Source organism: Thiomicrospira microaerophila (genome assembly GCF_023278225.1).
Lineage (GTDB): Bacteria > Pseudomonadota > Gammaproteobacteria > Thiomicrospirales > Thiomicrospiraceae > Thiomicrospira > Thiomicrospira microaerophila_A.
Window position 1 is genome coordinate 682,177 of record NZ_CP070959.1, and the last position, 14,027, is coordinate 696,203.

At 43.6% G+C, this 14,027-nt stretch carries 14 protein-coding genes; 8 read left to right on the plus strand and 6 right to left on the minus strand.

The features are described 5' to 3' along the window. Together JX580_RS03345 and JX580_RS03350 are read right to left on the minus strand one after the other, a co-directional pair. Nucleotides 1-1,278 (minus strand): HlyC/CorC family transporter, encoded by a 1,278-nt coding sequence (locus JX580_RS03345; RefSeq protein WP_248851383.1) that lies wholly within the window; start codon nt 1,276-1,278, stop codon nt 1-3. Between the two features lie 48 nt (nt 1,279-1,326). Then, nucleotides 1,327-2,124: a cytochrome C assembly family protein gene (locus JX580_RS03350; RefSeq protein ID WP_248851384.1), complete on the minus strand. Its 798-nt coding sequence runs from the start codon at nt 2,122-2,124 to the stop codon at nt 1,327-1,329. 102 nt (nt 2,125-2,226) lie between these two features. Here JX580_RS03350 and ffh point away from each other — a divergent pair, with 102 nt between their 5' ends. From ffh to rplS, 5 genes are all read left to right on the plus strand, one after another. Next, a complete protein-coding gene (gene ffh, locus JX580_RS03355) occupies nt 2,227-3,603 on the plus strand; it encodes a signal recognition particle protein (protein ID WP_248851385.1) in 1,377 nt (458 codons plus the stop codon). A gap of 177 nt (nt 3,604-3,780) precedes the next feature. Next, entirely contained in the window at nt 3,781-4,017 is a 237-nt protein-coding gene (gene rpsP, locus JX580_RS03360; RefSeq protein ID WP_248851386.1) for a 30S ribosomal protein S16, read from the plus strand. An 18-nt stretch (nt 4,018-4,035) separates the two neighbouring features. After that, nucleotides 4,036-4,554 carry a ribosome maturation factor RimM gene (gene rimM / locus JX580_RS03365; protein WP_248851387.1) on the plus strand — a complete coding sequence of 173 codons (519 nt, stop codon included), beginning with the start codon at nt 4,036-4,038 and terminating at the stop codon, nt 4,552-4,554. A 3-nt stretch (nt 4,555-4,557) separates the two neighbouring features. After that, complete coding sequence (trmD, locus tag JX580_RS03370) at nt 4,558-5,298, plus strand: tRNA (guanosine(37)-N1)-methyltransferase TrmD (protein WP_248851388.1); 741 nt, start codon at nt 4,558-4,560, stop codon at nt 5,296-5,298. 59 nt (nt 5,299-5,357) lie between these two features. Beyond that, nucleotides 5,358-5,702, plus strand: a complete 345-nt coding sequence (rplS, locus tag JX580_RS03375) for a 50S ribosomal protein L19 (protein WP_248851389.1) — start codon at nt 5,358-5,360, stop codon at nt 5,700-5,702. Between the two features lie 85 nt (nt 5,703-5,787). Here rplS and JX580_RS03380 read toward each other — a convergent pair whose 3' ends face one another. The 4 genes from JX580_RS03380 to lon all read right to left on the minus strand — a co-directional run bounded on the left by JX580_RS03380 (nt 5,788) and on the right by lon (nt 11,440). Further along, nucleotides 5,788-6,081, minus strand: a complete 294-nt coding sequence (locus JX580_RS03380) for a hypothetical protein (protein WP_248851390.1) — start codon at nt 6,079-6,081, stop codon at nt 5,788-5,790. Then, nucleotides 6,078-7,040, minus strand: coding sequence for a lysophospholipid acyltransferase family protein (locus JX580_RS03385; protein ID WP_248851391.1), 963 nt, complete (start codon nt 7,038-7,040; stop codon nt 6,078-6,080). The genes JX580_RS03380 and JX580_RS03385 overlap by 4 nt, the downstream gene beginning before the upstream one ends. Continuing rightward, a complete protein-coding gene (gene msbA, locus JX580_RS03390; protein ID WP_248851392.1) occupies nt 7,027-8,784 on the minus strand; it encodes a lipid A export permease/ATP-binding protein MsbA in 1,758 nt (585 codons plus the stop codon). The genes JX580_RS03385 and msbA overlap by 14 nt, the downstream gene beginning before the upstream one ends. A gap of 148 nt (nt 8,785-8,932) precedes the next feature. Next, nucleotides 8,933-11,440: an endopeptidase La gene (gene lon / locus JX580_RS03395; protein WP_248851393.1), complete on the minus strand. Its 2,508-nt coding sequence runs from the start codon at nt 11,438-11,440 to the stop codon at nt 8,933-8,935. A 76-nt stretch (nt 11,441-11,516) separates the two neighbouring features. Between lon and mog the strand changes: the two genes are divergently transcribed. Genes mog through JX580_RS03410 form a run of 3 tightly spaced genes read left to right on the plus strand, consistent with a single transcriptional unit; the run spans nt 11,517 to nt 14,017 of the window. Continuing rightward, nucleotides 11,517-12,065 (plus strand): molybdopterin adenylyltransferase, encoded by a 549-nt coding sequence (gene mog / locus JX580_RS03400; protein ID WP_248851394.1) that lies wholly within the window; start codon nt 11,517-11,519, stop codon nt 12,063-12,065. Next, nucleotides 12,062-13,006 carry a 50S ribosomal protein L3 N(5)-glutamine methyltransferase gene (gene prmB / locus JX580_RS03405; protein WP_248851395.1) on the plus strand — a complete coding sequence of 315 codons (945 nt, stop codon included), beginning with the start codon at nt 12,062-12,064 and terminating at the stop codon, nt 13,004-13,006. Before mog ends, prmB begins: the two co-directional genes overlap by 4 nt. Before the next feature lie 15 nt (nt 13,007-13,021). Beyond that, nucleotides 13,022-14,017: a carbonic anhydrase gene (locus JX580_RS03410; RefSeq protein ID WP_248851396.1), complete on the plus strand. Its 996-nt coding sequence runs from the start codon at nt 13,022-13,024 to the stop codon at nt 14,015-14,017. Nucleotides 14,018-14,027: the final 10 nt, after the last annotated feature.

The following is a 14,027-nucleotide window of genomic DNA, read 5'->3' on the forward strand; positions in this document are numbered from 1 at the left end:
TTAGGTCTTTTTTGGATGAATAATAGAAATTTTGATGGTTTCGATCGCATTCTGGGAAACTTCTAAAACTTCGAGCGTATAGTTGCCAACCTTAATGCAAGTACCAACGGGCGGTAAAGTTTCAAGGTGCTCTTGAATCAATCCGTTGAGGGTTTTAGGGCCATCCGTTGGGAGGTCAAGAAGGTACTCCTTGTTCAAATCACGGATAAACTCGGCCGCATCAATAGTCATTGATCCATCTGCATGGATCGCAATGGTATCAACATCTTTAGCGCGTGCATCAGTGGATAGCTTACCGACAATCTCTTCTAGTAGATCTTCAACGGTAAGCAAACCTTGCAGGTCACCGTATTCATCAACAATTAATGCCATTCTGCGTTTGTTTTTGTTAAAGTTGCCCAGTTGTTTACTTAAGGGCGTTGTTTCCGGAACATAATAGGCTGGGCGGGTCAGTTTAATGATATCTTTAAGAGCAATATCTTGGCGCATTAAAACAGGCAAGGCTCTTCGCAGATTCAATATCCCCACAAAATCATCATCAAGATTGCCACGGAATAAGGGTACACGGGTATAGGGTGAATGCTGCAGGGTTTTCAAAAAATCTTCAAAAGGCTGATCAACATCGACAGCGTAAATTTCCTGTTTAGGAATCATCACGTCTTCAACCGTTACGCTTTCAAGTCTAAGGATGCTGGTTAGCATGTCTCTATACTGCTTAGGAAGCTGGCCCGTCGCTTCATCTATCAAGGTTTGCAACTCTTCTTGGCTTAGAGAGTGATCTTGTTTGGTTTTGGCAACATCCACTTTAAACAGTTTTAAAAAGCTATTGGCTACAATATTGACAAACCAAACAACAGAAGAAAATAGCTTGAGCAAAGGATCCAGTATATAGACGGCCCGAAAAGCAATTTTTTCTGGATAAAGCGCGGCTACCGTTTTTGGTGCTACTTCGGCAAAAATTAAGATAATCAATGTTAGCAGGCCTGCTGCAATCGCAATGCCAGCCTCGCCGATTAAGCGCATGGCAATGATGGTAGCAACAGAAGAGGCAAAGATATTGACAAAGTTATTGCCCAGCAAAATAACACCCAGAAGACGATCAGGTTTTTCAAGCAGGCGTAATGCTTTGATGGCTGCTTTATTTCCTGCATTGGCTTTGTGTTTTAGTCGGTAACGATTTAAGGCCATCATACTGGTTTCAGAGCTAGAAAAGAAACCAGACAATAACACCATTAGAAGCAGGGTTAGGAAGAGGAACAAAAGCGGTATGTCGTTCAAAATAGATCCATTCAATAATCAATGAAAAATGATTATAGCAAATATTGGCTAAAAAACACTCATTGCTAGTAAAACCCCTTGGGTACCAAGATAACTGATAGCGAGAAAGCTATATGCCCAGATGGTGTAGCGTGCTGCTTTTTGTCCGCGCCAACCCAGTTGAAAGTGGCCTGCTAAAAACAGCCCATAGGTAATCCAAGCAAGAATAGAAAAGAAGGTTTTGTGCGCCAGTTTTTGATCAAAAAAGTTTTCAATAAAATAAGCACCACTTAGAATCGCAACTGAAAGAATAATAAATCCAAGAATAACCAGTTGAATAAGCGTTTTTTCCATAACCTGCAGTGGTGGAAGGCTACGTATGAGGTTGGTCAGCTTTCGTTTTTGAAAACGTTTTTCTTGAATAGAGAATAAAATAGCCTGAGCGGTGGCTAAACCTAATACGCTATAAGCAAAAATTGAAATAACAACATGAAAACCAAGAGTGTATTCAATGCTATGAAGTTGGCCAACGAACATAGGCAGCAGCGTGACTGATGCAGCCAATGGAAAAATAAAAATGCCAAGGCTCTCGGTAGGCTTGTTTAAACTAATAATAAGCAGAACAAATACACCAATCCAGCCTATCAACGATAAGCCATTGCCAAAACTAAAAACCATGCCTTCAGGATTAAATAGGGTTAATGTGAGGGCGATGGTATGAAGAACCAAGCCGAATGCTGCGCTTGCTAAAACGGGCACTCTCTGATTAACAGTGTTTTTTTCAGTATTACGAATAGCCTGCGATAAGTAATAGGTGCTCATTAAGTAGAGTAAGCTGGCCATCAATGCACTAAGGCTACTAATCATTCAAATTCCTTGGGATGTGAGTAGAGGTGTTATCCGCTATAATAACGAAATTAATTTCAAAGTGTATAGAAGAACAAATTTTAAATCAATTGAGAGAAGGTTATGTTTGAGAATTTATCCGATCGGTTAGCCAAGACGATGAAGTCCTTGAGAGGTCAGGGACGTCTAACCGAAGACAATATTAAAGATGCACTTCGTGATGTTAGGCGTGCTTTGCTTGAAGCCGATGTAGCCTTGCCCGTTGTTAAGGGGTTCATAGCAAAGGTTCAGGAGCGAGCCTTGGGACAAGAGGTTTCCTTGTCGCTTAACCCGGGACAAGCCTTTATTAAAATAGTCAGGGAGCAGTTAACCGAAACCATGGGGTTGGAGGTTGAACCGCTTAATTTTAAAGTTGAGCCGCCTGCGGTGATTATGGTGGCGGGTTTACAGGGCGCGGGTAAAACCACCTCGGTGGCTAAATTAGCACGCTGGCTTAAAGAGCGTGAAAAAAAGAAGGTGATGGTTGTATCGGCAGATATTTACCGACCTGCGGCGATCAAGCAGCTTGAAACCTTGGCTCAACAGGTCGATGTAAAATTTTCACCCTCTCATGCTGATGAAAATCCGGTAGAGATTGTTGAACGCGCGCGCGCAGAAGCTAAAAAACAATTTATGGATGTTTTGCTGGTCGATACGGCAGGCCGTCTTCATGTTGATAGTGACATGATGGATGAAATAAAGGCTTTGCACCAAGCTATTAGACCCATTGAAACACTGTTTGTTGTTGATGCGATGACCGGGCAGGATGCAGCAATAACGGCACGCGCGTTTCATGATGCGCTACCACTAACCGGTGTTATTTTAACCAAAACCGATGGGGATGCGCGTGGTGGAGCGGCTTTATCAATTCGAGAGATTACCGGTAAGCCAATTAAGTTTATCGGCGCAGGTGAGAAAACCGAGGCGTTAGAGTTATTTCATCCGGATCGAATGGCGGGTCGAATTCTAGGCATGGGTGACGTCCTGAGCCTCATTGAAGATGCTGAAAGTAAAATTGACCAGAAAAAAGCGCAAGCTTTCGCGCAGAAGTTACAAAAAACCGGTAAGTTTGACCTGGAAGATTTTAGACAGCAATTGATTCAGATTCAGTCGATGGGCGGTATTGGCGGATTGATGGGTAAGCTTCCTGGTATGGGGCAGTTAAAGGGCCAGGTACAAGAAGGGGTTGCCGAAAAAGAGTTTAAAAAACTCGAAGCGATTATAAACTCTATGACACCCAATGAGCGTTCTCATCCTGCTTTATTAAAAGGTTCTCGCAAACGTCGCATTGCACTGGGTTCGGGAACGCAAGTCCAAGACATCAATAAAATGTTAAAACAATTTGATCAGATGCAGAAAATGATGAAGAAAATGTCAAAAGGTGGCTTGAAAAACATGATGAGAGGCATGGCTGGGAAGTTGCCGCCTGGAATGGGCGGTTTGGGTGGTATGCCAAAATAAACCTTGTTAATTGAAGAGGGTTTGAGTATAATCGCGCGCTTGGCTTTCGATCCGCTTTAGGGATTGTAAAGTCGATTAAAAACACAAAAGGCTTAGTGCCGTTTGTATGTTTAGTCCAGAAGAATTTGTTGGTGGGATTTCCCATCATCGCCTGATCAAATAATTTAGGAGATCGCAATGGTTGTAATCCGTTTAGCTCGTGGCGGTTCAAAAAAACGCCCGTTTTATAAAATGGTGGTCGCAGATGGCCGCAAATCAGCAACTGGTCGCTTTATTGAGCAAGTTGGCTTTTTTAACCCTGTCGCCCGTGGCAACGAAGAGCGTCTTCGTGTCGATCAGGCGAGACTAGATCATTGGGTTGCGCAAGGTGCGCAAATGAGTGATCGTGTTAAAAGTCTTGTAAAACAAGCCTAATTATTATCGGCCTAGATTGTGGATAACGAAAAGTTAATATTAGGCCGAATAAATGGCGTGTATGGCGTTAAGGGTTGGGTGAAAATTTATTCTCACACTGATCCAGTCGGTAATATTTTGAGTTATCAACCCTGGTGGGTAAAACGCCAGGGTCAATGGGTTGAGATGAAGGTGATTGAATCTCATGCACCACAAGGCGGAAAAGCTATTGTGGCGCATTTAGAGTCTGTTAATTCACGAGAACAAGCGCGTGAGTTAATGGGGTCAGACATAGCGGTAATGCGCGAGCAATTACCAGATGACGAAGACGGGTTTTATTGGACCGATCTAATAGGTTGTCAGGTTGAAAACTCGCAAGGTTTGTTATTGGGTGAGGTCATTGAGCTGGTTGAAACCGGTGCGCATGATGTTCTGAGAGTAAAGGGTGATATGCAGATATTAATTCCTTTTGTTTGGGATGTTTATGTATTAGATGTCGATTTAGACAAGCGGTTGATTAAAGTTGACTGGCAACCTGAAGAGGTCGAGCAAGACTAGTGCATGCGGTTTGATATTATCACACTGTTTGAGCCAATGTTTGCAGCCTTAACAGAGCAGGGTGTTAGTAGTCGAGCATTACAAAAACAGTTATACAAACTTAATTTTTGGAATCCTCGAGACTATACCCATGATCGTCACAATACCGTCGATGATCGGCCCTACGGTGGGGGGCCGGGTATGCTTATGTTATACCCGCCACTCAAAGCCGCCTTTGAGAACATAGAGCAATCATTAGAAGGGCAGCCTTCGCATGTGATTTACTTGTCGCCTCAAGGTAACCCTTTAACACAGCAAAAAGTAATGGAATTGGCTGCAAAACCGCAAATAACATTACTGTGTGGCCGCTATGAAGGTGTAGATGAGCGGGTAATTGAACGCTTTGTAGATGAAGAAATTTGTGTTGGTGATTTTGTTGTAAGTGGCGGGGAACTTCCAGCCATGATGTTAATGGATGCAGTGATTCGTCTGCTTCCGGGAGCATTAGGGCATCATTTATCAGCACAGCAAGATTCTTTTTCACAGGGGTTGTTAGATTGTCCTCACTATACCCGACCCGAGGAAATTGATGGCATGCGAGTACCGAGTGTGTTACTTGAAGGTCATCATAAAAAAATTGACGCCTGGCGCGAGCAGCAACAATGGTTGCGAACCTATGCACGCCGCCCTGATTTAATAGAAAAATTGGCACCAACCTCTGAGCAACGTCGTCAGCTCGATGCTTGGCTCAAGTTGGTTGATTAGCAATTTTGAAGTGTCTACTTAATTAACAATGACACTTCAGTGAAATGGAGAGCTTAAAGATGAGCGATATCATCAAGCGTATTGAAGCTGAACAAATGACTAAAGAAATCCCTACATTTGGCCCAGGTGACACTGTGGTTGTTCAGGTAAAAGTAAAAGAAGGTAACAACGAGCGTCTACAGGCCTATGAAGGTGTTGTGATTGCAAAGCGTAACCGTGGTTTGAACTCTGCTTTCACGGTCCGTAAGATTTCTTACGGTGTCGGTGTTGAGCGTACATTCCAAACTTACAGCCCATTGGTTGACAGTATTGCTGTTAAGCGTCGTGGTGATGTTCGTCGCGCTAAACTTTACTATCTACGTAATCTTTCTGGTAAAGCTGCGCGTATCAAAGAAAAACTATAATTTGGTTTGCTCTTTTATACACAATAAAAAACCGCCGAAAGGCGGTTTTTTATTACTTAGCCTTGTTAGACTAAGATTTTTACAACTATACCATTCCGCCCATTTGATGGTTCCATAGGCTACCAAATAGTAGGCTGAAAAATAGTCCTGTTCCAAATGTAATATACCAGTAAAGACGCATTTTTTTGTCTGCGAGTTCTTCCGCTGATCCTTCTTCAAGTTCAGGTCTATCTTTAAAGAAAACCAACATTAATCCCATCGCACCTATAAAACCGGCAACATTCGCGTAATAAACCACCCCTGTGAAATAAGAGCTCAAGCCTAATAAGAGTATGACACTGTAGGTTAGTAGAAGTTTTTTCATAGGTGATAGTTTCATTTTGGTTCCTTTTGGTTAAGTTCTTCAATCTGTTGTTGGCTCAAATCCCAGCGATTGTGTACCCATAGATATTGAGAGGGGTTTTTACGGATTTCAGCTTCATAAAGCTGATGTAGTCTTAAGGTATCCGCATAGTCATCCCCACTTGGAAAATGCTCCAAGGGAGGTAAAAACTCTATTTCATAGCAATGACCTATTCTTCGCGTGAAACTTGGAATAACTCGGCAGCCTGTCATTTTAGCAAGTTTAGAGGTTGCACTATGACTTTTAGCGTCGTGGCCAAAAAAAGGCACGCTCAAATGTCCTTTTCCTCGATACCTTTGATCAGGCAGGTAGCCTATTTTACTTCCTTGACGGAGTGTTTTGACCAGACGACGTGTATCTTTATAGTCGATGGGTAGGCAAGTTTGATTATTGATATTATGGGTGCGCCCTTTCACAATTAAATGGTCAATCAGATCATTTTTATGTGGTTTATAAACAGGATAGACATCTGTTACGAGCGAGCTAATTAGTCCTGTCATATCAACATGAGTGAAATGAGGTGTGAGTAATAGTGCACCGCTAGACTCTTCTTGCTTGGCGTTTAAATTCTCTAAACCTTTATAGCTGAAGGTATTCTGATCCTTATTTGGCCTTGCATTTTTGCGATGGATTCCCCACCAGGTAATCGCCAACTCAATAAAAGCAATCCCCATGGATTCAAAGTTTCGTTTTACGAGTTCATTGCGTTCTTGTCTGCTTAACTCAGGAAAGGCTTGTGAGATGTTGGCAAAGGCAATTTTGCGACGTTTTTTTGCAAAAAAATACATCACTTTCCCAATCAGCTCACCGACTTTAAATTGTGCTGTGTAAGGAAGGAAATGAATCATTTTTAGTAATCCAACGCCAATCCATATACCCCAGTACTTAGGAAGTAGAAAGCGTTTGTTAAATAGAATCGCTTCATGCGCTCTCATGACCATCTCCTTGTTGATGGAGGCGTGCATAGTATCCGTTTAGAGACATTAAATCAGCATGGTTACCCAGTTCCACAAGCTCTCCCTGATCAATCACAGCAATTTGATCAGCGCTTTCTATGGTTGTTAATCGGTGGGCAATAATAATAACGGTGCGATTTTGACGTAACTTATCCATTGCTTGTTGAATTAAGGCTTCACTTTGATTGTCTAGAGCAGAAGTGGCTTCGTCTAAAATCAAAATGGGTGCATTTTTTAAAAAAGCCCGAGCAAGTGCTATGCGCTGGCGTTGGCCACCTGAGAGATTTGCGCCATTTTCACCTACTTGAGTATTGAGCCCTTCCGGAAGTTTTTCAATAAATTCCCAAGCATGTGCCGATTTAGCTGCGTCGATAATGGCTTGTTCGTTAAATTCTTGATGGCCGTAGGCGATGTTGGCTCGAATAGTATCGTTAAATAAGACCACTTGTTGGCTAACAAAGCCGATTTTGCTTCGGAGATAGGCAAGATCCAGTTGGCTTATTTCATAGTTATCAATCAAAATTTGCCCTTGCTCAATCGGGTAGAATCGTGCGATCAGGTTAACTAGTGTACTTTTACCGCTTCCAGAATGCCCAACTAATGCTGTAGTTTGGTTTGCAGGAAAAGTCAGGTTGAAGTTTTGTAAAGCGGGGTGGGAGCTATTAGGATAGCTAAAGTTCACTGATTTAAATTGAATTTTCCCTTTTATTTTAGGTTTAAGCTGGCCTTGGTTTTCTTCAATAGGGCTATCGAGTAATGCAAAAATGCTTTCCGCAGCGGCCATGCCTTTTTGAACGATGATGTTAATATTGGTGAGACGTTTAAGCGGTGCAAAGGTTAAGGCCATTGCGGTAATGTAGGATAGCAATTCACCGGGGGTAAGTTGTTGAAAACTTGATAGCTTCATTGCGACAAAAATAACGCCTGCAAGCGCAATCGAGCCAATAAATAGTACAAGAGGTGAGTTGAGTGCTGAAACCCGGGTTACACGCATGGTATTTTTAAACAGTTGTTCTGCCGAATGATTGAAACGCTGCTGTTCATAGTTTTCAGCATTATAGATTTTAATTTCTTTGTGACCAACCAGTCCCTCTTCAAGGCAATGAGTCATTTGTCCCATATTGCCTTGCATGCTTCGACTATGTTTACGCATTTTTTTACTGGCTTGGCGGATAATTAACCCAAGTATTGGGCCGACTATAAGCATAAATAAAGTCAAGTAAATAGATATATAAAGCATATAGGCTAAAAGAGCGATCAGGATTAAGCTGTCACGAATTAAAACTATCCAGGCTTGAGACAGCGCATTACTTGTTTGTTGCACGTCATAGGTGATCTTTGACATCAGTTGCCCAACTGAGTAGCGCGAAAATTCTTGCATGGGCAAATATTGCATTTTTTGATACATGTCATTACGAATATTTAATATGGCGCGTTCAGCAATCCACTGACTGCTTACTTTTGAAACATATTCGCCAACGCCCTTGATAAAAAAGATACCTACTAACATTAACGGCAGGAGTATAAAGCTGTCAGGGTCCTGCTCTATCATGCTTTTATCGACCAGCTCTTTTAAAATGGCTGCCATTGCGGGCTCAGTAATGGCAATGACTAGCAGCGCTAAAATCGTAACAGCAATCATAGCTTTGTAAGGGCGTATGTAGCCTAGAAGCCGCTTGTAAAGAGGCCAGGTTTTAACCAGTGCGTTGGAGGTGGAAGGCATAATGAGTTGGGTAATAAAATAAAGTGGTTATTTTACCTTGTATCGGTGTGCCTGACCAGTTTAACCCGAATGTTTCACCCAATTGTCAAACACTCAGGTTACAAGCTGGTTGATCTGTGATCTCTCACAACCAGGCCTGGTGTGTGGATTAATGTTTTGTTTGTTCTGTCGTGGTTTGGCTTTGCTTGTCAGCAAGTTCAACGGCTCTGAGTGCGGCAGATTTTGCTCGGATGTTAAAAGTTAATTTAGCTACATCGTCAAACAGTTTCGCAAAGTGAACCTGCATGTCTGCTTTTAAATAGTCCGGCAGTTCATTAAAGTCCTTACGGTTATCTTCCGGTAAGATAAGCTCCTTTATTCCAACCCTTTTAGCGGCAATGACTTTTTCACGAATACCGCCAACCGGCAGTACGTGCCCTGTGAGGCTTAACTCGCCTGTCATCGCAATGGGTGACTTAATTGCTTCATTGCGTGCTAAGGAAAGCAGAGCGGTCGCCATAGTAATACCGGCACTTGGACCATCTTTGGGGGTAGCGCCATCGGGTACGTGTAGGTGCACAAATGCCTCGTCAAAGAATTTAGGGTCGGCTTTAAACTTATCGAGATGCGAAGCTATATAGCTATAAGCGATCCCGGCTGATTCTTGCATAACTTCGCCGAGTTGGCCAGAAAGCTTAAATCCGCGGTTTAGGGTATGAACGCGTGAGGCCTCAATGCTAAGGGTCGCGCCGCCCATTGATGTCCAAGCTAATCCGGTGACGGTACCAATTTCAAGCTGAGGTTTTTCGGGTGTGAAACGGGGTTGACCTAAGTAAGTTTCCAGGTCGCTAATATGAAGTCTTACAGACTCGACTTCTTGCATCACCAGTTTCATCGCGACTTTGCGTATCAGTTTGGCGAGAAGTTTTTTAAGGCTTCGTACACCCGCTTCACGCGCATAGCCCTCTATAACTTGGCGAATAGCTGCCGGGGTAATTTGTAATTGTTCTTTGGTTATTCCGGCTTCTTTAAGCAGACTGGGCCATAGGTGATGCTTGGCAATTTGGAGCTTTTCTTCTGTAATGTAACCTGAGAGCCGAATAACCTCCATTCTGTCCAATAGGGGGGCTGGAATTGTGTCTAAAGTATTTGCTGTACAGACAAATAGGGCTTTTGATAGGTCAAAGCGCAAGTCCATAAAGTGATCCATGAATTCATGATTTTGTTCTGGGTCTAAGACTTCTAGTAATGCAGAAGCGGGATCACCTCGGTAGGATGCGCCGATTTTGTCGATCTCATCCAACATAATCACCGGGTTTGCAGTTTGGCAGTCTTTTAATGCTTGAATAAACTTACCGGGCATAGCGCCAATATAGGTGCGGCGATGGCCTTTAATTTCGGCCTCATCACGCATTCCGCCAACAGAAAAACGATAGAATTGACGGTCTAACGCACCGGCAATAGAGCGCCCGATAGACGTTTTTCCAACGCCGGGAGGACCTACTAAACAGATGATTGAACCGGCAATCTCGCCCCTTAGTGCGCCCACAGCAATGAACTCTAGGATGCGGTCTTTCACGTCATCTAGGCCATCATGCCCCTTGTCGAGAATACGGCGTGCACGTTGAATGTCGAGTTTGTCTTTGCTGTGTTGCCCCCAGGGAAGTTGGGTCATCCAGTCTAGCCAATTGCGTGAAACGCCATATTCAGGGGATTGGGGGTCTAGGGTATTGAGTTTATTTAGTTCTTCTTCAGCTTTTTTGTTCGCTTCCTCGGTTAAAACCAGCTTTTCCATCCGTTCACGAAATAGGTCAGCATCGGCGGTACGGTCATCTTTTACAATCCCTAATTCTTTCTGAATTTCTTTGAGCTGTTGGCGAAGGAAAAAATCGCGTTGTTGATCGCTCATTTTTTCTTCAACCCGTTCACGAATATTAAACTGCAGTTTTGTCACTTCAATTTCATGTTTGAAAAGGGCTAAGACTTTTTCAAGCCGATCAAGCAGGTCAAGCGTTTCTAATACGTCTTGTAGTTGTTCCGGTTTTGCCGTAGTGATTGCTGCGGCAAAATCAACCAGATGTTCCGGGTCCTCAGGGCTGTAACGGTTTAAAAAGAATCTTAATTCTTCGCTGTAAAGAGGGTTAAGCGGTAAGAGCTCACGAAAAGCGTTCATAATCGCCAAGCCATAGGCTTTGTATTCTTTGTCTGTCGCGGTACGTATATCGGCCGGATAACTAACTTGTGCTTTGTAGGGCGCACTATCGTTAATCCAGTCTTCAATTTGAAAGCGCCGAAGCCCCTCTGCAACCAATTGGATATGGTTATCACGAATTTTAGGTTCATGAATACGAATCAGGGTTCCAATTTTATGAAACTCATCAGGCTTGGCATTATGATGATCTTCGTTATCGACATAAACAACACCTACATGCTTGGCTCCACTATCCATGATGGCTTCGATGGTGTCTAGCCAAGCAGACTTATTGAGGATAACAGGTAGGGTTTGTCCTGGAAAAAATGGGCGTTCTTTGATAGGAAGTAAAAAAACTTCTTCAGGCAAGACCGGATTCGGCTTGGTTGGCAAGGTCAGGTGTGCTTCATAATGCACTTCCTCAACGACTTGCTCTTCGTTTTCTGGCGTTGCGTTTAGTGTTTTGTCTAAATCCTGATCATTCATACTGGCTTCAATTTCTTATTGTTGAATTAATACGGTATCATATGCGGGTGTAAGAGGCGAATTTCAAGGGTTAGCTATGCAAAATATAAAAATCGGTTTTGTTACCATCTCTGATAGGGCAAGCAGTGGTGTCTATCAAGACCTTGGTGGGCCAGCGATGCAAGAATGGATAAAGCAGGCACTCAATAATAATTGGCAAGCGGTTAGTAAACTGATTCCGGATGAACAGTCTGTGATTGAACAAACCTTAATTGAGTTAGTCGATCATGGCTGTTGCTTAATTCTAACTACAGGTGGAACCGGGCCGGCAAAACGTGATGTGACACCGGAAGCAACGATTGCGGTCTGTGATAAGTTACTTGATGGTTTTGCTGAACAAATGCGCGCGGTTTCATTGAAATACGTACCCACCGCAATCTTATCAAGACAAGTAGCTGGTATAAGAGGAACCTGTTTAATTATTAATTTGCCCGGCAAACCCAGTGCAATTGGTGAGTGTTTGGAAGCGGTGTTTCCTGCCGTGCCCTATTGTATTGACCTTATTGAGGGGCCTTTTTTAGAAACCAATGAAGCCTTCGTGAAGGCTTTTAGACCAAAACATGCAAAACAAAAGGCCGACGCATGAGTCAAGATAATGAGCTGAACTATGATTATGAAGGTTTAGAAACCCTGCAGGACTTTATTCGTTGGGGTGGGCGGTTGTTTAATCAAGCAGGCCTGGTTTTTGGTCACGGTACTGATAATGCCTATGACGAGGCGCGTTTGTTATTGTGCTTTGTGATTGATCTCCCTTGGGGCCAAGTGCCGGACTTTCTGACTTGTCGGCTCACTGAATCCGAACGTAAAAAAGTTACGGATATCTATAAACAACGTATTGCAACCAGAAAGCCTGCAGCTTATCTTACCGGTGAAGCCAATTTTGCGGGTCTAGGTTTTTTTGTTAATGAACATACCTTGGTGCCGCGCTCACCGATTGCAGAGTTGATCGCGCAGGGATTTGCACCTTGGGTTGAACCGGAAGCCGTTGAGCGTGTTCTTGATTTATGCACAGGCTCCGGATGCATTGGGATTGCGAGTTTACAACACCTGCCTAATGCAACCGTCGATTTGGTGGATATTTCACCTCAAGCGCTTGAGGTGGCTGAACGTAATATCGAGCGCTATGACCTGCAAGGGGTCGCGCGCGCAGTGGAGTCTGATCTGTTTTCGGCGTTAGAGGGTGAGCGCTATGACTTAATTGTGTCAAACCCCCCTTACGTTGATCAAATAGAAATGCAAGCCCTGCCTCCTGAGTATCAAGCTGAGCCTGCATTAGGTTTGGCGGCAGGGGTTGATGGGTTAGATTTGGTGCGTAAAATTTTAGCGCAAGCAGCGGACTATTTAACAGAAGAGGGTGTGTTGATTGTTGAGGTCGGGGTGTCTCAGTATTATGTTGAGCAGGTTTACCCCGAGTTACCCCTCTATTGGTTTGAGTTTAACCAAGGGGGAGAGGGGGTATTTGCAATTAATCGAAGTGAATTGGTGTTGTTTGAAGATATTCTCAAGCAGCGAGTTAAACCTTGGTAAGCTAGGGAGCATGGCATGAAACGAGCAAAACTGAAATGGTATACGGGTTGGCTTATCTGTTTACTTGCTATGCCGTTAAGTTTGTTTGCCAATGAGCCTTTGATTGATTTAGCCGCAGAACTCGAAGCACATATGGCGCAGCAGCAGGATCAGCAGACTGAAGCCCCCGTTGTTGAGGAAGCCGCAGCCATCGAACCGCAAGAGTCAATGGTGGAGGCACCGGAACCACCTGCCGTGATCACGCCTCCTGTCAAACCTGAACCTGCTAAATGGGGTTATGCTGGTGAGTTGGCTCCGCGTTTATGGCACCGACTTGATCCAAACTACCTTAGCTGTGCGACGGGTCAAATTCAATCACCGATTAATCTGGCGCAAGGTGTCGCGGTGAATGCGCCTTCTATGCCGGGTATAGATATTGTCTATCGCCCCGTTCCACTTCGATTAATCCAAGATCACCAAGGGCTTCGGGGTGATTATCCACTGGGAAGCTATATTCGTTTGGATCAACAGCGTTATGAGTTTACCCATTATCGGTTTAGAACCCCCAGTGAGCATCATCTAGAAGGTTTTGCTTACCCCATGGAAATTCAACTTTTTCACCGAGATGGTGAAGGCCGGCAGCTTATTATCAGTGTACTGGTTCAAGAAGGGCGCGCGCACCCTTCGTTAGCAACGATTTTGAGCCATTTACCGAAAGAAAAGGATACGCTGAATTTGGTTGAGGACTTAAATTTTAATCCGGTTCGATTTTTACCTGATAACAAAAACTTTTACCGCTATCTTGGGTCACTGACGACGCCACCTTGTACCGAGGGCGTGGTGTGGATTGTGTTTAAACAGCCCATTGATGCGTCTATTCGTCAATTGCTGACGTTTCATCAGTTGATCGGTGACAATTCCCGACCTATACAGGCACTAAATGGCCGATTACCTTTAAAATCCTGGTCGGGTGATGGTGCGCGGGCGTCGTCAAACAGACCTAGCATACCGGGATATTATTTTGATTTTTAAAACAATTTGA